At 69.9% G+C, this 17,896-nt stretch carries 24 protein-coding genes and 1 pseudogene; 8 read left to right on the forward strand and 17 right to left on the reverse strand.

Annotation, left to right across the window (positions count from 1 at the left end; translation table 11 throughout):
• Positions 1-9 precede the first annotated feature (9 nt).
• From rplB to Sru02f_RS34300, 11 genes and pseudogenes are all read right to left on the reverse strand, one after another.
• A complete protein-coding gene (gene rplB, locus Sru02f_RS34245; RefSeq protein ID WP_030400225.1) occupies positions 10-846 on the reverse strand; it encodes a 50S ribosomal protein L2 in 837 nt (278 codons plus the stop codon).
• 40 nt (positions 847-886) lie between these two features.
• Positions 887-1,306: a 50S ribosomal protein L23 gene (rplW, locus tag Sru02f_RS34250; RefSeq protein ID WP_007443985.1), complete on the reverse strand. Its 420-nt coding sequence runs from the start codon at positions 1,304-1,306 to the stop codon at positions 887-889.
• Positions 1,306-1,965, reverse strand: a complete 660-nt coding sequence (gene rplD, locus Sru02f_RS34255; RefSeq protein ID WP_052839853.1) for a 50S ribosomal protein L4 — start codon at positions 1,963-1,965, stop codon at positions 1,306-1,308. The genes rplW and rplD overlap by 1 nt, the downstream gene beginning before the upstream one ends.
• Before the next feature lie 8 nt (positions 1,966-1,973).
• Positions 1,974-2,618 (reverse strand): 50S ribosomal protein L3, encoded by a 645-nt coding sequence (gene rplC / locus Sru02f_RS34260; RefSeq protein WP_007443982.1) that lies wholly within the window; start codon positions 2,616-2,618, stop codon positions 1,974-1,976.
• 17 nt (positions 2,619-2,635) lie between these two features.
• A complete protein-coding gene (gene rpsJ / locus Sru02f_RS34265) occupies positions 2,636-2,944 on the reverse strand; it encodes a 30S ribosomal protein S10 (RefSeq protein WP_003948644.1) in 309 nt (102 codons plus the stop codon).
• 414 nt (positions 2,945-3,358) lie between these two features.
• Positions 3,359-3,706, reverse strand: a complete 348-nt coding sequence (locus Sru02f_RS34270; RefSeq protein ID WP_159107565.1) for a hypothetical protein — start codon at positions 3,704-3,706, stop codon at positions 3,359-3,361.
• A 106-nt stretch (positions 3,707-3,812) separates the two neighbouring features.
• Positions 3,813-4,076 carry a toxin C-terminal domain-containing protein gene (locus Sru02f_RS34275; RefSeq protein ID WP_159107564.1) on the reverse strand — a complete coding sequence of 88 codons (264 nt, stop codon included), beginning with the start codon at positions 4,074-4,076 and terminating at the stop codon, positions 3,813-3,815.
• 810 nt (positions 4,077-4,886) lie between these two features.
• A pseudogene (locus Sru02f_RS34285) lies at positions 4,887-5,234 on the reverse strand (hypothetical protein); the annotation flags it as partial.
• 3 nt (positions 5,235-5,237) lie between these two features.
• Positions 5,238-5,885 (reverse strand): hypothetical protein, encoded by a 648-nt coding sequence (locus Sru02f_RS34290; RefSeq protein ID WP_109034233.1) that lies wholly within the window; start codon positions 5,883-5,885, stop codon positions 5,238-5,240.
• Positions 5,886-5,976: 91 nt separating this feature from the next.
• Positions 5,977-7,155 (reverse strand): acyltransferase family protein, encoded by a 1,179-nt coding sequence (locus Sru02f_RS34295; protein WP_244941921.1) that lies wholly within the window; start codon positions 7,153-7,155, stop codon positions 5,977-5,979.
• Between the two features lie 145 nt (positions 7,156-7,300).
• Entirely contained in the window at positions 7,301-7,633 is a 333-nt protein-coding gene (locus tag Sru02f_RS34300; RefSeq protein ID WP_109034230.1) for a cupin domain-containing protein, read from the reverse strand.
• Positions 7,634-8,137: 504 nt separating this feature from the next.
• On the opposite strand from Sru02f_RS34300, the gene Sru02f_RS34305 reads away from it, so the two are divergent.
• Together Sru02f_RS34305 and Sru02f_RS34310 are read left to right on the forward strand one after the other, a co-directional pair.
• A complete protein-coding gene (locus Sru02f_RS34305) occupies positions 8,138-8,494 on the forward strand; it encodes a MerR family transcriptional regulator (RefSeq protein ID WP_109034229.1) in 357 nt (118 codons plus the stop codon).
• Positions 8,495-8,543: 49 nt separating this feature from the next.
• Positions 8,544-8,903: a hypothetical protein gene (locus Sru02f_RS34310; protein WP_109034227.1), complete on the forward strand. Its 360-nt coding sequence runs from the start codon at positions 8,544-8,546 to the stop codon at positions 8,901-8,903.
• Between the two features lie 99 nt (positions 8,904-9,002).
• Here the strand turns inward: Sru02f_RS34310 and gdhA are convergent, their stop codons facing one another.
• The 3 genes from gdhA to Sru02f_RS34325 form a co-directional block, all read right to left on the reverse strand.
• Positions 9,003-10,361: an NADP-specific glutamate dehydrogenase gene (gdhA, locus tag Sru02f_RS34315; protein WP_003974280.1), complete on the reverse strand. Its 1,359-nt coding sequence runs from the start codon at positions 10,359-10,361 to the stop codon at positions 9,003-9,005.
• Positions 10,362-10,536: 175 nt separating this feature from the next.
• Positions 10,537-10,746, reverse strand: a complete 210-nt coding sequence (locus Sru02f_RS34320) for a 4-oxalocrotonate tautomerase family protein (RefSeq protein ID WP_003974281.1) — start codon at positions 10,744-10,746, stop codon at positions 10,537-10,539.
• Positions 10,746-11,504, reverse strand: a complete 759-nt coding sequence (locus tag Sru02f_RS34325) for an SDR family oxidoreductase (RefSeq protein ID WP_109034226.1) — start codon at positions 11,502-11,504, stop codon at positions 10,746-10,748. The genes Sru02f_RS34320 and Sru02f_RS34325 overlap by 1 nt, the downstream gene beginning before the upstream one ends.
• A gap of 95 nt (positions 11,505-11,599) precedes the next feature.
• Here Sru02f_RS34325 and Sru02f_RS34330 point away from each other — a divergent pair, with 95 nt between their 5' ends.
• Positions 11,600-12,490 (forward strand): helix-turn-helix transcriptional regulator, encoded by an 891-nt coding sequence (locus tag Sru02f_RS34330; RefSeq protein ID WP_109034224.1) that lies wholly within the window; start codon positions 11,600-11,602, stop codon positions 12,488-12,490.
• On the opposite strand, the gene Sru02f_RS34335 is transcribed toward Sru02f_RS34330, so the two are convergent.
• Together Sru02f_RS34335 and Sru02f_RS34340 are read right to left on the reverse strand one after the other, a co-directional pair.
• Positions 12,441-12,632 carry a DUF397 domain-containing protein gene (locus tag Sru02f_RS34335; RefSeq protein ID WP_109034223.1) on the reverse strand — a complete coding sequence of 64 codons (192 nt, stop codon included), beginning with the start codon at positions 12,630-12,632 and terminating at the stop codon, positions 12,441-12,443. The genes Sru02f_RS34330 and Sru02f_RS34335 overlap by 50 nt on opposite strands.
• Positions 12,629-13,477, reverse strand: coding sequence for a helix-turn-helix domain-containing protein (locus Sru02f_RS34340; RefSeq protein ID WP_109034501.1), 849 nt, complete (start codon positions 13,475-13,477; stop codon positions 12,629-12,631). The genes Sru02f_RS34335 and Sru02f_RS34340 overlap by 4 nt, the downstream gene beginning before the upstream one ends.
• Positions 13,478-13,589: 112 nt before the next feature.
• On the opposite strand from Sru02f_RS34340, the gene Sru02f_RS34345 reads away from it, so the two are divergent.
• From Sru02f_RS34345 to Sru02f_RS34355, 3 genes are all read left to right on the forward strand, one after another.
• Positions 13,590-14,024, forward strand: a complete 435-nt coding sequence (locus tag Sru02f_RS34345; protein ID WP_109034221.1) for an ATP-binding protein — start codon at positions 13,590-13,592, stop codon at positions 14,022-14,024.
• Between the two features lie 249 nt (positions 14,025-14,273).
• Positions 14,274-15,149: a helix-turn-helix domain-containing protein gene (locus Sru02f_RS34350; RefSeq protein ID WP_109034219.1), complete on the forward strand. Its 876-nt coding sequence runs from the start codon at positions 14,274-14,276 to the stop codon at positions 15,147-15,149.
• Positions 15,150-15,165: 16 nt separating this feature from the next.
• Positions 15,166-15,435 (forward strand): hypothetical protein, encoded by a 270-nt coding sequence (locus tag Sru02f_RS34355; protein WP_373103650.1) that lies wholly within the window; start codon positions 15,166-15,168, stop codon positions 15,433-15,435.
• 12 nt (positions 15,436-15,447) lie between these two features.
• Here the strand turns inward: Sru02f_RS34355 and Sru02f_RS34360 are convergent, their stop codons facing one another.
• Entirely contained in the window at positions 15,448-15,840 is a 393-nt protein-coding gene (locus Sru02f_RS34360) for a VOC family protein (RefSeq protein WP_162495224.1), read from the reverse strand.
• A gap of 74 nt (positions 15,841-15,914) precedes the next feature.
• Here Sru02f_RS34360 and Sru02f_RS34365 point away from each other — a divergent pair, with 74 nt between their 5' ends.
• Positions 15,915-16,880, forward strand: a complete 966-nt coding sequence (locus Sru02f_RS34365; protein WP_244941920.1) for a helix-turn-helix transcriptional regulator — start codon at positions 15,915-15,917, stop codon at positions 16,878-16,880.
• 64 nt (positions 16,881-16,944) lie between these two features.
• A complete protein-coding gene (locus tag Sru02f_RS34370) occupies positions 16,945-17,892 on the forward strand; it encodes a LysR family transcriptional regulator (protein WP_109034216.1) in 948 nt (315 codons plus the stop codon).
• Positions 17,893-17,896 lie beyond the last annotated feature (4 nt).

Consider the following 17,896-nt stretch of genomic DNA (forward strand, 5'->3'; position numbering starts at 1 on the left):
AACCCGTCCTTAGCGCTTCTTGTTCGTCTTGCGGCGGCGGACGATGTACTTGTTCGACGCCTTCTTGGGCGAACGAGTACGGCCTTCCTTCTTGCCCCAGGGGGACACCGGGTGGCGACCACCCGAGGTACGGCCTTCGCCACCACCGTGCGGGTGGTCCACCGGGTTCATGACCACACCACGCACGGTCGGGCGAACGCCCAGCCAGCGCTTACGGCCCGCCTTGCCCCAGTTGATGTTGCTCTGCTCGGCGTTGCCGACCTCGCCGACCGTGGCGCGGCAGCGCTGGTCGACCAGGCGGATCTCTCCGGACGGCATGCGCAGGTGGGCCATCGAGCCCTCCTTCGCGAGCAGCTGCACGGAGGCACCGGCGGAGCGGGCGAACTTGGCGCCGCCACCGGGACGGAGCTCGATCGCGTGGATCGTGGTACCGACCGGGATGTTGCGGAGCGCCAGGTTGTTGCCCGGCTTGATGTCGGCCCCGGGACCGTTCTCGACGCGGTCGCCCTGCTGCAGGTTGCGCGGGGCGAGGATGTAGCGCTTCTCGCCGTCGGCGTAGTGCAGCAGCGCGATGCGCGCGGTGCGGTTGGGGTCGTACTCGATGTGCGCGACCTTCGCCGGCACGCCGTCCTTGTCGTGCCGACGGAAGTCGATGACACGGTAGGCGCGCTTGTGTCCGCCACCCTGGTGGCGAACGGTCACACGACCGGCGTTGTTACGGCCGCCCTTGCTGTGCAGCGGGCGGACCAGCGACTTCTCCGGCGTGGACCGCGTGACCTCGACGAAGTCGGCGACGCTGGAGCCACGACGGCCCGGCGTAGTCGGCTTGTACTTGCGGATTCCCATTTCTCAGTCCTCGTCCGATTCCGGACGATCCGGACCTCCGTCAGGAGGTCGGACCGCCGAAGATGTCGATACGGTCGCCCTCGGCGAGGGTCACGATCGCGCGCTTGCTGTCGGCACGCTTGCCGAAGCCCGTGCGGGTCCGCTTCCGCTTGCCCTGGCGGTTGATCGTGTTGACCCCGGTGACCTTGACCGAGAAGACCGCCTGGACGGCTTCCTTGATCTGGGTCTTGTTGGAGCCCGGCGCGACGATGAACGTGTACTTGTTCTCGTCGAGGAGCGCGTAGCTCTTCTCGGACACGACCGGCTTCAGCAGCACGTCACGGGGGTCCGTGAACGCCTTGCTGGCCGGGGTGACGACGGTGTTCTTGCCCTCGGCCTCGTGGCGGCGCGCCTTGGCGACGCGCGCGGCCTTGGCGGCCTTGGCCGCCTTGGAGGCGATGCTCGGGTGACGCGTAGCCATCAGGCTTCGCTCCCTTCGGTGTCAGCGGCCTTGTTGGGGCCAGACACGAAGGACTCGAAAGCGGCCTGGGTGAAGACCACGTCGTCCGAGACGAGAACGTCGTACGTGTTCAGCTGGCCCGGCTCCAGGATGTGGATCTGGGGCAGGTTGCGGGCGGACAGCCACGCGGCCTCGTCGGCGCGGTCGACGACCAGGAGCAGGTTCTTGCGCTCCGAGATCTTGCCGAACAGCGTCCGGGCGGCCTTCGTGGACGGGTTCTCGCCCTCGATGACGCCGGTCACGACGTGGATGCGGTTGTGGCGGGCCCGGTCGGTGAGGGCGTGGCGCAGGGCCGCGGCCTTCATCTTCTTCGGGGTCCGCTGCGAGTAGTCACGCGGCTGCGGGCCGTGGACGACGCCACCGCCGGCGAACTGCGGCGCACGGGTCGAACCCTGGCGGGCGCGGCCGGTGCCCTTCTGGCGGTACGGCTTCTTGCCGCCACCACGGACCTCGCCGCGACGCTTGGTCTTGTGCGTGCCCTGGCGGGCAGCGGCGTTCTGCGCGACGACGACCTGGTGGATCAGCGGAATGCTGATCTTCTCCACGCCGAAGATCTCCGCGGGGAGCTCGACGCTTCCGGTCTTCTCGCCGGCAGGCGAAAGGATGTCAACAGTGCTCATCGGTTACCTCAGGCCCCCTTGGCCGCAGTGCGGACCAGGACGAGGCCGCCGTTCGGACCGGGAACCGCGCCCTTGATGAGCAGCAGACCCTTCTCCGCGTCAACGGCGTGGACGGTCAGGTTCTGGGTGGTGACCCGCTCGTTGCCCATGCGGCCGGCCATGCGGAGGCCCTTGAACACGCGGCCCGGGGTGGCGCAGCCACCGATGGAACCGGGCGAGCGGTGCTTGCGCTGGGTGCCGTGTCCGGCGCCGAGGCCCTTGAAGTTGTGACGCTTCATGACACCGGCGAAGCCCTTGCCCTTGCTCTTGCCGGTGACGTCGACCTTCACGCCGGACTCGAAGACCTCGGCGCTGACTTCCTGACCGAGGGTGTACTCGGAGGCGTCGGCGGTACGGATCTCGACGAGGTGACGGCGGGGGGTGACGTCGGCCTTGGCGAAGTGGCCCTTGAGGGGCTTGTTCACCTTGCGCGGGTCGATCTCGCCGAACGCGATCTGGACGGACTCGTAGCCGTCGACGTCGTTCGTGCGGACCTGGGTGACGACATTGGGGCCGGCCTTGACGACGGTGACCGGAACAACGCGGTTGTTCTCGTCCCACACCTGCGTCATGCCGAGCTTCTCGCCCAGGATGCCCTTGATCTGCTTAGCCATTCTCAGATCACCGGCCTTCAGAGCTTGATCTCGATGTCGACACCGGCCGGGAGGTCGAGTCGCATCAGAGAGTCAACGGTCTTGGGGGTCGGGTCGAGGATGTCGATCAGGCGCTTGTGCGTGCGCATCTCGAAGTGCTCGCGCGAGTCCTTGTACTTGTGCGGCGACTTGATGACGCAGTACACGTTCTTCTCAGTGGGCAGCGGCACCGGGCCCGCGACCGACGCACCAGTGCGAGTCACCGTCTCGACGATCTTCTTCGCCGAGGAGTCGATGACCTCGTGGTCGTAGGCCTTGAGCCGGATGCGGATCTTCTGTCCCGCCATGGCTACTCAGTAGTCCTGTCTCTCGTAACGCTCTGGACCCGGTGGTCCTTGTCCATTCCGCTCCCCCTCCGACCCACGCGGTCGGGCGTGTCGCACTCTCGCTGACATGAATGTCCCTCTTCGGGACTTTCCCTGCCTGGGAGTGCGGGCCCTTCCGGAACCGCGGACCGGGGGCGAGAGGCCCACCGGGCGCCTGGCCTGCACCCCGCTGACGCTTCCCGGAAGATTCCCGTACGTCCGCCCCTGAGCAGGGACGACGAGTACTGTGGGACTCGCTTCCGGTCCCCCCGGCGGGAGGCGCGCAGCATCGGCACTCGACCGAGCAACCCCGCTAGTCTGCCATACGGGGCGCGGGGCTGGCCAATCGAAGCGGATGACTGTACCCCACGTCACCGGGCGGTATGCCGACGCGCCTCAGCGCGCCTCAGCCTGGAGGAACCTCTCCACGTCCTGGACGGTCGTCCGCCACTCGGAGATCTCCTGCCCGTCCTCATCGACCGTGGACCGCTGCTCCACGAAGCGCCAGGGCTCGTCGGGCGCGAACTCCTCTTCCAGTTCGTCCAGGAACATGATCGAGTTCTGTACGTGGACGATGCTTCCGGATCTGTACAGCGGCCAGCAGAAGACAAAGTTGCTGTTCGCCGGGGCTGTGATCGACGTGACGAGGCACGATGCCGTGTCCGGCCCACCCTCGACGAGTAGCTCCAGACATCGTCGCCAGCTCATTTCGTACCGGGCGACGTTCCAGTAGCTCAGGCTCATGGGGAAACGCTCCTCGAGCTCCCCCACCCTGATACAGCCCCATGCTTCGCCGGCGCCTTCGGTCCCGCCCGGTGGCGGGGTGGCCAGCACCCTGACGGCGAAGTTCTCACTTCTTGATGTAGTTGAGGTCCGCGTCATAGGTACCGATCCTCTGGCCCTTCTTGTTGAACATCTTCCAGCCGTCGGACACGTTGTGGCCGTCCACATCTGGCGTGATGTAGTTCTTGCCGTTGAAGAACACCTCTTGCCCATGCGAGTGGACGGGCGCCTTCTGAGGTGAGATACGACGTTTGTAGCCCAGTTCCGCAGCCCTGTCCGCTGGGCTGGCGGCGTACAGCTCTGCGTTCTCCGCTCGCCGCCGCTTGACCATGTCCGGGTGATATGGGTCCTTCTCCAGAGCCGGAGACGGCGTGTATCCCTCAGGAAGGATCTCGTCGTTCTGGCAAGGGGCCAGGCCGAGTGGATCGAGCGGTTACGCCAAGCGATGTTGCCTTGGTCGTCCAAGAGCTCCGTGGGCGTACCGATCAGATCAGTCACGATTGCGTAGAAGCGGCGATCGATCTCGCGCTGTGCCACGCCCGAGTCAGACGTCGTCTTGCGTTCGGTCTGGGTCAGAGGGCGAAGGCCGTCGTGTTCCCATGTGAGCGTGATCGCTTCCGGGCTCTCCCAACTGGTGCTGGTTTGCTCGCACAGAGTGCTCCCGTCCCAGACGAAATACACCTGCTCGATCACGGCCTCGGAGGAGGCTGCCAAGCGCTCCTTCATTATTCGGCGCCCCAGCGGGTCGTACCGGTATCGCCAGCATGCGCCGTCCGGGGTGACCACGGACGTCAGTCGGTCTTCGGCGTCCCAGGTGTAGCGCCAGACGCTCGGTTTGCGTGACAGCCGTCTTTTGCGGCGTACCGTGATCCGGCCCGCGTCGTCGTGTTCGTAGCGGACACCCCCGGCGCGACTCAGTCGAGTTCCCAGGTACTCGCGCGGGCCGACGGCTTCGTGCCCCGGCGAGCCGGAAGGCCACGAGGCCTGGCTCTGGTTGCCGGCCGCGTCATACGCGTACTCCTCGGACCAGTCAGCTGCGGTGGCCCACCATCCCGCAACCCCCGTCAGCTCACGCGTCGCATCAGCAACCACCCGTACGCACACGTGAATTTACAAGACGCGATCGCTCGAAGAAAGGTACTCAGCGTCTGCGTACTGCTCTCCAGGCGTCGCTCGCCGCGTAGGCGAAGCTCAGCCGCCACGCGTCCAGCTTGTTCCGCACCGTTGAGACGACGCGCCAGCACTTCAGCCAGGTCGGCAGTCGTCGAAAGGGTACGAAGGTCAGGGTGTCGTCGATGGCGTTCACGGCGATGCTCCTGCGGCCCGGTCCTTCCGCCCGCAGTGCGGCGTACAGCTCCGGCGTCAGCGTGCCGTTGAGACGGGCCGCCGTCCCCGCCGCGGTGAAGGCGAAGCCTCGCTGGGCGGCGTCCGGGAGTTGCGTCGCCCGGACGATCCGGGGTGACGCCTCCTCCAGCGGGCAGTTGAAGGCGGGTCATCCCGCGAACCGGAACGTCGACGTGATCGCGTCGAAGATGTCGAAGAAGGAGTCCGCGAGGTCGAGGACCTGGCTGCTGCCCGCGACCAGGGCGACCTTGCCCTCCTGGCCGGGGACCGGGATGTAGGTCTGCATGAGAACGGCGCGGACCGTGCGATTCAGGGCGTCGTCCGGGACCGGGATGTCCTCCACGCCCCGGGTGCGGGCGGCGGGGCCCACGCCGGGGATGTCGACCGTGGTGACCTGGCGCCAGGAGTCGCCGGGTTTCTTCGCCTCCTTGACCGCGAGCTGGGCGGCGATGGCGCCCGGGTCGGTGGGGAGGGGGTCGCCGGTGGACGTGCGGCCGCCGATCAGGGAGACCGTGACCGAGCCCGTGATCGGGGTGTCGCCGCCGAAGCTCTCGGCCATGCAGCCGCAGTACAGGGCACCCGACTTCCACGCGTCGGAGGCCGCCTTCTGGAGAAAGGCGACGTAGGCGGCGCGGGAGGGCTTCAGCTCCGGGTGCTGGCGTATGCGGTCGTCGACCATGCGGCGGATGGAGTCGTCCCGCGACTCCGGGCGTACGTCGAACTCCCACCAGGATTCCGGAACCTTGATCCGGAAACCGCCCCGTTCGACGGTCAGTGCCTCCGTGTAACGGGCCATGTCGTGCGCGGCCTCCCCGTGCGTCGTCGACGTCGTTCGATGCGATGTTCCGAACATGGTCCCATCGATCGGGAGGCCGGGCGCCGTGGTCTCAGGGGCGGTGGTCCGCGTTGCGGAGTCGGGTGAAGGACGCGTCCAGGCCGTGCTTCAGCAGGCGGGACAGCGGGCGTTCCACGAAGCGGTGGATCAGGTAGCTCAGGAGCAGGAAGCCCGTGATGAGTACGGCGATCAGCAGACGGGCGTCCATCGTGTCGCGGAGGCGGGCTATGAGGGCCGTGCCGGCCGCGTAGTGGACCAGGTAGAGGGGGTAGGTCATGGCGCCCGCCGTGACGAGCCACTTCCAGCGGATCCGGTCGGTGTACCCGAGCGCCACGGCGACCATGAAGAGCAGGAAGACCGTGAAGATCGCCACGCTGCCGCGCCAGCCGGAGACGCGTTCGACGTCCTCGATGCGGTTGCCCAGCTCCAGCTGGCCCATCAGCCACGCCATGGCGAGGATGCCCCACAGGAGCAGGTCCTGGCCGAAGCGGTGCATGAGGTAGAGGGCGAGGCCCGCGATGAAGTACCAGGCGCCGTCCGGGTTGGCGACCAGTTCGAGCAGGGGCAGGCGGGCGACCGGCGCGAGCATCGCGACCGCGCCCCACACGCAGCAGAAGACCACGACCCTGCGGTACGTGAGCCCCATGGCGACGACGACCAGGAAGAGCAGGTAGAAGCGCAGCTCGGACCAGAGGGTCCAGTAGACGCCGTCGACGTTGGGGACGCCGGAGCCGGACTGGAGCATGGTCAGGTTGAGCAGGACCTCGCGCAGCCGGAGGCGCTCCCACACGCCGGGTACGGCGATCAGCGCGGCGGTGGTGAACAGGACCGCGAACCAGTACGCCGGGTAGAGCCGGATCACCCGGGAGACGAAGAACTGGCGCGGGGTGCGGCCCCAGCACGACATGCAGATCACGAAGCCGCTGATGACGAAGAAGATCTCGACGCCTATCCAGCCGTAGGAGGCGAAGCGGAACACCGTGGGCATGATCTCGGAGACCGGGCGGTCCCAGATCAGGTTGCCGGGGCGGTCGGCGCGCCAGGTCCCGGCGTAGTGGTGCGCGGCCACCATCAGCGCGGCCAGCAGGCGGATGCCGTCGATGACGTACAGCCGGCCGCCCGCCCGCCTGTGGCCCGCGGGCTTCGGGTCCGGCGGGGCGACGACGAGCGGGGGGAGCGGTTGTCTCAGCCGGACCTCCGCCCGCTCGGGCACCGATGTTCCGTTGTCCACTGCACGCACCATTCGAACAGACAAGAACAGTGCGCACGCGAACGGTAGGGGGTTCGGCAAGCCGCCGCCCGGACTCCGTGGGGTGTTCCCGGGCTGTTCGCCTCCGGTTCAGCCGGCGCCCCCGGCCCGCCGGTCGGCCGGCCGGTCAGCCGGTCTTGGCCACCGTCAGCAGGACCGCCGAGTCCTCCAGCGCCTCCAGGCTGTGGCGGGCCGGGGGGATCAGGACGAGGTCACCCGCGCGGCCGTCCCAGGAGGTGTCGCCGCTGGTGAGGCGGACCCGGCCGCGCAGGACCTGGACGGTCGCCTCGCCGGGGTTCTCGTGCTCGGCGAGGGTGGTGCCGGCGGTCAGGGCGAGGAGGGTCTGCCGCAGGACCAGTTCGTGGCCGCCGTGGACCGTGGTGGCGCTGCGGCCGCTGGAGGTGGCGGCGGCGCGTTCGAGGTGCTCGCGGGCGAGGGCGTCGAGGGAGAGCTTCTGCATGCGCGCAAGTCTCGCCGCGGGCTCCGGGCCGCCGCCAGGGCCGGACGGGGTACACCGCCACCGGCGGCGACCCGCGCATGTGGCCTCGTTACGGAAAGTCGCTCACCCGCATGGGGTAAAAACTGTAGTGGCTGATGTAGACATACGGTCGTCCTTGAGGTTAGTGTTCTGTTGTAGCCAGGAAGTCAACGAGGCGCGGCAGACACGAACTGCCCGTCGGCAACACGTAGAACGAGGACACGACAGGTACGAGAGAAGAAGGAGGAGGACGCCATCAGGATCGCCCGGGCGAGAAGGTTCTCACCGGGTACCGCAGGCCCCGGAACGGAAGGTGGTCCCACGGTCACGCATCCGCGATCCCTCAACTGCCCGACCCTCCTGAAGGGGCGGCGCGGAATCAGAAGGTCGGCACAGTAGGCCGACAGATGGTGTTACAAATCCCTCGGGGCCTTGGTGCCGTTCGGCACCAAGGCCCCTCGACGCATTCCCCGAACAGAGGTGCAGATGACCGCAGGTACACCGCTCGACCGGATCGACGACGACGACTACCCCGCGTACACCATGGGACGAGCCGCCGCGATGCTCGGCACCACACCCGCCTTCCTGCGGGCCCTCGGTGAAGCGCGGCTGATCACGCCGCTGCGCTCGGAGGGCGGCCATCGCCGCTACTCCCGCTATCAGCTGCGTATCGCCGCTCGCGCCCGCGAGATGGTCGACCAGGGGACCGCCATCGAGGCAGCCTGCCGCATCATCATCCTGGAGGACCAGCTCGAAGAGGCCCAGCGCATCAACGAGGAACTGCGACGCGGCGGCGCCGAAGCCTCGGGCGACAGCTCCGCGAGCGGCCGTCCCGCACGGTAGGGCCACCGGGCGCTCCACCCGGGAGGAGGGGCGGATAAAATCCGTCCTCATGTCGAAGCCTGACGAGCTGCTCATTGACATCGCTGCTCTCGTGGAATCCGGACAGAGCAGCCGGATGTCCTTGACCGTGGTCACCCACGGTGCTGTCATCACCGGTCGCCTGGCCCCCGAGAGGGTGTGGAGGCAGAGGGTCTCGGAAGTGCTGACGGACTCCGCCGACCTGGGCGACTTCTCCGCCGTCTTCGAGGCCCCCGCGAAACACGACGGACCGCCCACGCACCTGCACTTCCATGTCGCCCGGATCCTCCAGGGCACGATGGGGATCCCGGAGACGGGCGGGATGTACCGCGTGGCACTCGAGGACGTCAGTGCCTGGACCGTGGGCGACTTCAGCTACTCCGACCACTGATCCGCTACTCCGACCACTGATCCGCTCCCCCGGCGACCCGCGCCGGGGCGCGGCAGCCCGGGCCCCACCGGTCGCGGTGGGGCCCCGTCCGTCGGGTCCTCAGATGACGCCCTGCGCCAGCATCGCGTCGGCCACGCGCTCGAAGCCGGCGATGTTCGCGCCGGTGACGTAGTCGCCGGGGGCGTCGTAGCGCTCGGCGGTCTCGTGGCAGGTGGTGTGGATGCTGGTCATGATGTCCGCCAGCTCCTCCTCCACCCGCGCCGCCGTCCAGGACGTACGGGCGTGGTTCTGCGCCATCTCCAGGGCGCTGACCGCGACGCCGCCCGCGTTGGCCGCCTTGCCGGGGCCGAAGGCGACGCCCGCCTTCTGGAGCAGGTGGACGGCCTCGGGGGTGGTCGGCATGTTCGCGCCCTCGGAGACCGCCTTCACGCCGTTGCGGACGAGGGTGGCGGCGGCGTTCTCGTCCAGCTCGTTCTGCGTGGCGGACGGCAGGGCGAGGTCGGCCGGGACGTCCCAGACGCTGCCGCCGGGCACGAAGCGGGCCGAGGCGCCCCGGCGCTCGGCGTACGCGTCGACGCGGCCGCGCTCGACCTCCTTGATCTGCTTGAGCAGGTCGAGGTCGATGCCCTTCTCGTCGACGACGTAGCCGGAGGAGTCCGAGCAGGTGACGGCGTTGGCGCCGAGGGCGGTCAGCTTCTCGATGGTGTAGATCGCCACGTTGCCGGAGCCGGAGACGACCGCGGTCTGGCCCTCCAGGTCCTCGCCGCGCTCCCGCAGCATCGCCGCCGCGAACAGCACGTTGCCGTAGCCGGTCGCCTCCGGGCGGATCAGCGAACCGCCCCAGCCCTGGCCCTTGCCGGTGAGGACGCCGGACTCCCAGCGGTTGGTGATCCGGCGGTACTGGCCGAAGAGGTAGCCGATCTCGCGGCCCCCGACGCCGATGTCCCCGGCCGGGACGTCCGTGTGCTCGCCGATGTGCCGGTACAGCTCCGTCATGAAGGACTGGCAGAACCGCATGACCTCCGCGTCGCTGCGCCCGTGCGGGTCGAAGTCGCTGCCGCCCTTGCCGCCGCCGATGCCGAGGCCGGTCAGCGCGTTCTTGAAGATCTGCTCGAAGCCCAGGAACTTGATGACGCCCAGGTTGACGGACGGGTGGAAGCGCAGACCGCCCTTGTACGGGCCCAGCGCGCTGTTGAACTCGACCCGGAAGCCCCGGTTGACGCGGACGCGGCCCTGGTCGTCCTGCCACGGCACCCGGAACATCACCTGGCGCTCCGGCTCGACCAGCCGCTCGATGAGGCCCGGCTCGGCGTACTCGGGGCGGGCCGCGACGACCGGCGCCAGGGTCTCCAGGACCTCGTGGGCCGCCTGGTGGAACTCGGGCTGGGCCGGATTGCGGAGCTCGATCTCGGTGAGGAGGTGGTCGAGGGTGGACTGCGTCTCGCTTCGCGTCGTCACAGGGGCCCTTTCTGGCACGGCGGGCACCGGTCGCATGCAGCGACCGGTGGGAGGCGCTCGGCGCCGTTGCCGCGCGCGGGACACTTAAGTGTTACGCGCATGTAAACCCCATGGCCAGCACCCGATCACTGGATGAGACGAAGGCCTCCCGGCGGCGCCGGCCTCCTTGACGACGCTACCCGTCCCCGTTCAGCATCGCGGCGGTGAGCACGTTGCCCGCGACGCCCCAGCCTCCGTCCGGGACCTCGTCGACCAGGACGACGGTGGTCGGACGGGCGCGCTCCCCGTAGATCTCCGCGTAGAGGTCGGTGGTGCGTTCGACGATCTTCTTCTTGTCCTCCGCCGAGAGGGTGCCCGCGGGGACCTTGAAGTGTGCGAATGGCATCAGACCAGCCCTCCGTTGGCACGCAGGACCTGGCCGTTCACCCAGTGCCCGGCGGGGCTGCCGAGGAAGGCGACCACCGCGGCGATGTCCTCCGGTGTGCCCAGCCGCTCCAGAGGCGGGGTCTTCGCCAGCTTGTCCACCTGCTCGGGGGTCTTGCCGTCGAGGAACAGGTCGGTCGCCGTCGGCCCGGGCGCGACCGTGTTCACGGTGACGTCCCGGCCGCGCAGCTCCCGCGCCAGGATCATGGTCATGGCCTCCACGGCGCCCTTGCTGGCCGCGTACGCGCCGTACGTGGGGAACTGCGCACCGACGACGGACGTCGAGAACCCGATGAAGGCGCCCCCGGCCCGCAGCCGCCGCGCCGCCTGCTGGGCGACGACGAAGGTGCCGCGGATGTTGGTGCGGTGCATGGCGTCCAGCGCCGCCAGGTCCAGGTCGGCGATGGGCGAGAGGGTCATCCGCCCGGCCGAGTTCACGACGACGTCGACGCCGCCGAACTCGTCCTCCGCCCGGTCGAACAGCGCGGCGACCTCCTTCTCCTCCGCCACGTCCGCCCGTACGGCGATCGCCCGTCCGCCGGCTCCGGTGATCGCCGCCACCGTCTCGTCGGCGGCCGAGGCGTCACTGGCGTAGTTCACGACGACGGCCAGGCCGTCCTCGGCGAGTTTCCGGGAAACCGCCCGGCCGATGCCGCGGGATCCGCCGGTGACGACGGCGACCCGTTCGACGGCGCTCTGTTGGTTCGTGTGCGTGGTCATGGCTCCACGATGCGCCCGGTCGGGCGGCGCAGCCAGGGGATGCCATCCCCTGGGTCAGCGGCCCGGCCCGGCGCAGAATGGACCTCATGAGGGCTGTGAAGTACGCCGAGCTGGGAGCGTTCCTACGGTCGCGGCGCGAGCGCATCCGCCCCGCCGACGTCGGGCTCCCGGCCGGGCCGCGCCGCCGGGTGCCGGGCTTGCGCCGCGAGGAGGTGGCGCACCTCGCGGGGGCGTCCGTGGACTACTACAACGAGCTGGAGCGCGGCGCCGGGTCCCAGCCGTCCGAGCAGATGCTCGCCGCGCTGGCGCGGGCGCTGCGGCTGTCCGGCGACGAGCGGGACTACCTGTACCGGATCGCCGACCGGCCGGTACCCGTGCAGGGCGGGGCCGCGTCGCACGTCCACCCCGGCATGCTGGACCTGCTGGACCGGATGGCCTCGACCCCGGCGCAGGTGATCACCGACCTGCACGTCACGCTCGTACAGAATCCGCTGGCCGTGGCGCTGCTCGGGGACCAGTCCGGTTACCGGGGGCCTCGCGCCAGCTTCGTGCACCGGTGGTTCACCGAGCCGGAGGCCCGGCTGCTGTATCCCGAGGCCGACCACGCGTACCAGTCCCGTTCCTTCGTCGCCGACCTGCGGGCGGCCGCCGCCCGGCGGGACGCGAAGGACACGGAGGCCGGCGCGATGGTCCGTACGCTGCTCGGCGTCTCCCCCGAGTTCGCCGCGCTGTGGGCCGACCACGACGTGGCGTTCCGGCGCCACGACCGCAAACGGCTCGTGCACCCGGTGATCGGCCTGGTCGAGGTTAACTGCCTCAACCTCTTCAGCGAGGACGGCCGCCAGCGGCTCCTGTGGTTCACCCCGGCCGTGGGGACCGAGAGCGCGGGTCTGCTGGAGCTGCTGTCGGTCGTCGGCACGCAGGAGGTCGGCGAGGTCAGCGCTGCGACGCGTACGGCAGGAAGCTCGCCCAGGCGGCAGGGGTGAGGGTGAGGCGGGGGCCGTCGGTGTGTTTGGAGTCCCGGATGTGGACGGTGGCGGGGGTGAGGGCCAGCTCGACGCAGGAGTTGCCGTCCGTACCGCTGCTGTAGCTGCTCTTGAACCAGACCGGTTCGGTCTCGCGGATCATGTCTCTCCCAGCAGTTTTTCGATGAAGGCAAGCGATGCTCTCGGCGGGAGAGCCTGCGCCCGGATGGTGCCATACCGCAGCTCGAGGATGCGCAGCTCCCTGGGCTCAGCAGTCGGCCGACCGTTGAACGCACCATCACTACGTCCCACTGCCGTGCCATCCGGGAACTTCAACAGCTCGATCTTGCCGTCCACACCCGGGTGGGCATCACTGCTCGTCGGCATCACCTGAAGCGAGACGTGGTTCAACGACCCCACCTCCAACAGGCGTTCGAGCTGCTGTTGCTGCACCATTGTGCCCCCTACCGGCCGTCGCAACGGCGCCTCTTCCAGGACGAAGTGGATCGACGGCGCCGGATCGCGTTCGAAGACCGACTGCCGTGCCATGCGAGCGGCCACCATGCGCTGTACGTCGTCTGCGGAGTACGGCGGCTGGGCCGCTTCCATCAGCGCGCGGGCATGCTCCGGTGTCTGCAAGAGCCCGTGGACACTGTTGCACTCGTAGATGCCGATCTCGACCGCCTTGCCCTCCAACTTCCCCAGCTCCCGCACCTTCTTCGGGTACCGGACCTTCTTCACGTCCTCCCAGGCCGCCGAGAGGAGCCCACCGGCGTCCAGCACCTCGTCGGCCCTGTCCAGATACTCCTGCCGGGGAATCCGCTTGCCGCCCTCGACCTTGTAGACGAGGTCCTCCCCGTACCCGACCGCCACTCCGAAGTCGCCGGCCCGCATCCCCGCCGCCTCCCGACGGAGCTTCAACTGCCGTCCCACCGTGGTGATGACCGCGACGCCCCACTCGTCGTCCGGGTCGACCTCCCACCCCGACTCGTCCGTCTCGACCGCCATCCTCCGCCCCTTCCCCGACAGCGCCGACACCACTGGACAAGCGCCGGACAGTCACCGTACGTACCCGCTGAGTCACTTCTCACGGTACGCACACACCGCCACGCTGAGTGACGTGAACCAGAAATCCACCACCGAACTCACCGCGTCCGTCCGCAACTTCAGCGTGCAGCTCTCTCCCACCCCACGCGGTGCCCGCCTCGCCCGCCTGCTCGCGACCGAGCAGCTCCGCGCCTGGGGCCTGCCCCTGGACCCGGCACGCCTCCTGGTCGCCGAACTGGCCAACAACGCGGCGGACCACGGACGCGTCCCCGGCCGCGATTTCCGGCTCACCCTGTACGTCGTCGGCGACATCCTCCGCATCGAGGTCACCGACACGCGGGGCCAGGAACTCCCCGCCCCTCAAACGCCGGCCTCCGACGCCGAATCCGGCCGGGGTCTGCTGCTGGTCGAGGCGTTGGCGCACCGCTGGGGAGTGACGGAGGGCCGCTTCCCGCGCAAGACCGTGTGGGCCGAACTGCGCTGTACGCCACCGGAACCCACGTTCTGAGGTTCCGGTGCCGTCGGTGCCCTACCAAGACGAAGAACCCGGGGAAATGACCCCTACCAAGCCCCACCCCTCCCGCCCGAGGCGCGTCGTCACTCGGGTGGGTGAACATCACCGGCTCAGCTGGATTTCCGGGTCCCCAACTCCCCTACTCTCAGCGCAAACAACCGAAAAGACATCGGCCCCCGCTGGGACTGGCATCCCGGTGCGAGGGCCTAACCACCAAGGAAGCGTTACCCAAGGAACTTCCCGATGGATACCCAAAACCCTAGCGCGCCCCCGCGCGCCCAGTCAGCCCCTGCTGACAATCCGTCCCGTACGCGTCGCCACGGCGGCGGCATCACCCACGACAACACCCGTCACACGACCCGCTTCGTGGTGATCGGCAACCACCTGGTCCAGCACAAGGAGCTGTCGCTCCTCGCGATCGGCCTCAGCTGCCACCTCCAGTCGCTGCCCGCCGGTGCGGGCGCCGACATCAAGTCGCTCGCCGCCCGCTTCCCGGAGGGGCCGACCCGTATCGCCGCCGCCCTGCGCGAACTGGAGGCCCACGGCTACCTGCGCCGCGAGCGCCACCGCACGCAGACCGGCCGGATCGTCACCCGCACGGTCTCCTGCAACCAGCCGCACGCGAGCCGCCGCGAACCGGCCGACACGGGCTGCCCGCCCGCGAAGCGCACGCCTACGCCGCCACGCCGTACGGGACCCAAGGCGCTCCCAGCCGTACCGCGGCCGAGCAGCACCGCCCCGGCCCTCCTCCAGACGGCGCTCGACCTCCTGGCCGACCTGCGACGACGCGACGCCCGGCTGCTGCTCTCCGCGACGGACACGGCTCACCTGGTGCCGGGGGTCGCGGCCTGGCTGGAGCGCGGTGTCGCCCCCAGCGCCGTACGGCACGCCCTGACCACCGGCCTCCCGGAGGAACCCCTGCGCCGCCCGGCCGCCCTTCTGGCGCACCGCCTCACCGACCGGCTGCCACCACCGCCGCCGTTCCGCACGCAGTCGGCCGTCGTACCGCCGCCGCGCCACCCCCTCCAGAACTGCGAGGGCTGCGACCGCGGCTTCCGGGCCCCCGAGACCGAATCCCACTGCCGCGACTGCCTTACGGCAGTCGCCTCCCATCCCTGAACCAGCAAGGAACTCCATGGTCAGCCCGCCCCACGAGGCGATGCACCGCGTCTTCCAGCACGACCTCTCCTTCCACAAGTCGTACATCTCGGAAGAGATCCGCGACGAAGGCCGCGCCCAGCAGGGCGCCCAGGATGTGCTGCTGGTCCTGGAACAGCGTGGACTCGACGTCCCCGACGAGGTCCGTACGCGCATCACGGAGTGCGGCGACCCCGAGGTCCTCCGTCACTGGCTCGCACGGGCCGTCACCGCGGCGTCGGCCGAGGCCGTCTTCGAGAGCGAGTAACCCTTCCCCGGCTCACGCCACCGTAGACACGCAGAACGGGTGCCCCGCCGGGTCCAGCAGGACCCGCCAGCGGTCCGGGGACGGCTGGAAGTCGGGCTTCGTGGCGCCCAGGGCGAGCAGGCGGGCCTCCCCCGCGTCCAGGTCGTCGACGCCGACGTCGATGTGGGCCTGCTTCTCCTGGTCGGTGCCCGGCCAGGTCGGCGGGCGGTAGTCGGGGAGGCGGCAGAAGCCGAGGCCGGGTGCGCCGTCCTTGCCGCCGAGGAGGTAGAAGTCGTCGGTGTTGAAGGCCACGGGGAGGTCTAGGGCCTCGCCCCAGAAGCGGGCCAGCGCGGCCGGGTCGGAGCAGTCGAAGGTGACGGCCGAGTAGCGGAAAGTCGGTGCCGAGGCGTTCTGCGTTGTCGTCATGGGAGGACCGTAGGACGTGACCAGGACAGGTTCGGTCCTGGTCACGTCGGTGGATCGTGGCAGACTTCCCCACCGTGCTCAGTACTTCGGCCCGGCTGCTGCGGCTGGTCTCCCTGCTCGCCGTCCGGCCCGCCTGGACCTGCGGCGAGCTGGCCGAGCGGATGGAGGTCACGGAGCGGACGGTGCGGCGGGACGTCGCGCGGCTGCGGGAGCTGGGGTACACCGTCGACTCCGACCCGGGGCCGTGGGGCGGGTACCGGCTGCGGCCGGGGACGCGTACGCCGCCGTTGATCCTCGACGACGAGGAGGCCCTCGCCGTGGCCGTCGGGCTGCGGGAGGCCGCGCTGAGCGGGGCCCTCGGCGGGGACCAGGCCGCCTTGTCGGCGCTGCTGAAGCTGCGGCAGGTGCTGCCCAAGCGGCTGGGCGACCGGCTCGGGGACATGGACGCGGCGTTCGTGCAGACCCCGCGCTCCGGTGAGCCGCAGGTCGCGGCGGGGACGCTGCTGGAGCTGGCGGCCGCGTGCCGGCGGGGCGAACGGGCCCGGATGGCGTACCGGGACTGGGAAGGGCGGGCCAGCGTGCGGGACGTGGACCCGTACCGGCTCGTGCACACCGGGCGGCGTTGGTACTTCGTGGCCCGGGATGTCGCGCGGGGCGAGTGGCGGACGTTCCGGGCGGACCGGGTCGAGCGGGTGCAGCCGACCGGCCGGGCCGTCGAGTTCACCGAACCGCTGCCCGATCCGGCGCTGCTCGTGTCCCGCGCGAGCGCGACCGGGCCGTACGCGGTGCTGGCCACCGTCCGCCTGCCGGTGCCCATGGAGCAGGCGCTGCGGTCCGTTCCCGCCACGGTCGGGCTGCACCGGGCCGACGGGCCGGACGCCACGGTCGTCGAGATCGGCGGATCGAGCGCGGAGGGGCTGGCCCGGTATCTGTTCAGCCTCGCCACGCCGTTGCGCGTGCTGGCACCGGACTCCGTACGGGAGGAGCTGCTGCGCCGGACCCGGGAGTTGACCGCCGCGAACGAGGAAGCAAGTACTTGAAGTTTCCTCCACAGGTCCGTACCAACCCCTTGCCCCCGCACTCCCCGCGTCGCAAGCTCCCCTCATGGAGCTGGAGTTGCGGCATCTCAAGACGGTCCGGGCCATCGCCGACGCCGGCAGCCTCACCAGGGCGGCGACGGCTCTCGGTCTCGCGCAGCCCGCGTTGAGCGCACAGCTCAAGCGGATCGAACGGGCCCTGGGCGGAGCGCTGTTCGTGCGCGGCCGACACGGCGTGCGGGCCACCGCGCTGGGCGAACTGGTACTGGAGCGGAGCCGGATCGTGCTCCCGGCGGTGACCGAGCTGCAGCAGGAGGCGGCCCGGTTCGCCCGGGCGCCGCGCACGGCGGAGCGGCTGCGGATCGGCGGCACCCACGGGCCCTTACTGGGCGCCCTGCTCGACCGGCTGGCCGGTGTGGCGCCGGACGCCCGGATGACGACCTGCACCTCCTGGTCCGAGCGGGAGCTGGCCGGGCAGCTCGCCGAGGGGCGGCTGGACTTCGCGCTGGCCGGGACCTGCGGCACCGCGCCGCCGCCCGCCGGCGAGGGGCTGGTGTGGCGGGAGGTCGCCGTCGACCCGGTGTTCGTCATGATGACCGACGGCCACCCGCTGGCCCACCGCGCGGAGGTGGACCTGACCGCGCTGGCCCACGAGGAGTGGGCGTGCGTACCCGGCGACGGCTGCTTCGGCGACTGCTTCACCGCGTCGTGCGCCCGGGCCGGTTTCACCCCGCGCCGCATGTACGAGACGGACACCGCGTCCCTCGTGCACCTGGTGCAGGTGGGACGGGCGGTCGGGCTGTGCCGGGCGACCTTCCCGACCACGCCCGGCATCGTGACCAGGCCCCTGGCCGACACCCCGTTGACCTGGCGGCACCTGCTCGGCTGGCACGCGGCCACGCAGCGGCAGGACACCGCCGCCGAGGTGCTCTCGCAGGCGCGCATGGCGCACGCGAGCGTGGCGGCGAACAGCGACAGCTACACGGAGTGGATGTCGGCCCACCGGGTTCCATAACGCC

The sequence above is a fragment of the Streptomyces rubrogriseus genome (assembly GCF_027947575.1).
Lineage (GTDB): Bacteria > Actinomycetota > Actinomycetes > Streptomycetales > Streptomycetaceae > Streptomyces > Streptomyces rubrogriseus.

Bases quoted from the DNA above. Each gene is read 5' to 3' on its own strand.
- rplD (WP_052839853.1), bottom strand. From the start codon at position 1,965: ATGAGCACTGTTGACATCCTTTCGCCTGCCGGCGAGAAGACCGGAAGC.
- rplW (WP_007443985.1), bottom strand. From the start codon at position 1,306: ATGGCTACGCGTCACCCGAGCATCGCCTCCAAGGCGGCCAAGGCCGCC.
- Sru02f_RS34300 (WP_109034230.1), bottom strand. From the start codon at position 7,633: ATGCAGAAGCTCTCCCTCGACGCCCTCGCCCGCGAGCACCTCGAACGC.
- Sru02f_RS34310 (WP_109034227.1), top strand. From the start codon at position 8,544: ATGTCGAAGCCTGACGAGCTGCTCATTGACATCGCTGCTCTCGTGGAA.
- Sru02f_RS34270 (WP_159107565.1), bottom strand. From the start codon at position 3,706: ATGAGCCTGAGCTACTGGAACGTCGCCCGGTACGAAATGAGCTGGCGA.
- Sru02f_RS34350 (WP_109034219.1), top strand. From the start codon at position 14,274: ATGGATACCCAAAACCCTAGCGCGCCCCCGCGCGCCCAGTCAGCCCCT.
- Sru02f_RS34340 (WP_109034501.1), bottom strand. From the start codon at position 13,477: ATGGCGGTCGAGACGGACGAGTCGGGGTGGGAGGTCGACCCGGACGAC.
- Sru02f_RS34275 (WP_159107564.1), bottom strand. From the start codon at position 4,076: ATGGTCAAGCGGCGGCGAGCGGAGAACGCAGAGCTGTACGCCGCCAGC.
- Sru02f_RS34335 (WP_109034223.1), bottom strand. From the start codon at position 12,632: ATGATCCGCGAGACCGAACCGGTCTGGTTCAAGAGCAGCTACAGCAGC.
- Sru02f_RS34360 (WP_162495224.1), bottom strand. From the start codon at position 15,840: ATGACGACAACGCAGAACGCCTCGGCACCGACTTTCCGCTACTCGGCC.
- Sru02f_RS34370 (WP_109034216.1), top strand. From the start codon at position 16,945: ATGGAGCTGGAGTTGCGGCATCTCAAGACGGTCCGGGCCATCGCCGAC.
- rplB (WP_030400225.1), bottom strand. From the start codon at position 846: ATGGGAATCCGCAAGTACAAGCCGACTACGCCGGGCCGTCGTGGCTCC.
- Sru02f_RS34290 (WP_109034233.1), bottom strand. From the start codon at position 5,885: ATGGCCCGTTACACGGAGGCACTGACCGTCGAACGGGGCGGTTTCCGG.
- Sru02f_RS34355 (WP_373103650.1), top strand. From the start codon at position 15,166: ATGGTCAGCCCGCCCCACGAGGCGATGCACCGCGTCTTCCAGCACGAC.
- Sru02f_RS34320 (WP_003974281.1), bottom strand. From the start codon at position 10,746: ATGCCATTCGCACACTTCAAGGTCCCCGCGGGCACCCTCTCGGCGGAG.
- Sru02f_RS34325 (WP_109034226.1), bottom strand. From the start codon at position 11,504: ATGACCACGCACACGAACCAACAGAGCGCCGTCGAACGGGTCGCCGTC.
- rplC (WP_007443982.1), bottom strand. From the start codon at position 2,618: ATGGCTAAGCAGATCAAGGGCATCCTGGGCGAGAAGCTCGGCATGACG.
- Sru02f_RS34305 (WP_109034229.1), top strand. From the start codon at position 8,138: ATGACCGCAGGTACACCGCTCGACCGGATCGACGACGACGACTACCCC.
- rpsJ (WP_003948644.1), bottom strand. From the start codon at position 2,944: ATGGCGGGACAGAAGATCCGCATCCGGCTCAAGGCCTACGACCACGAG.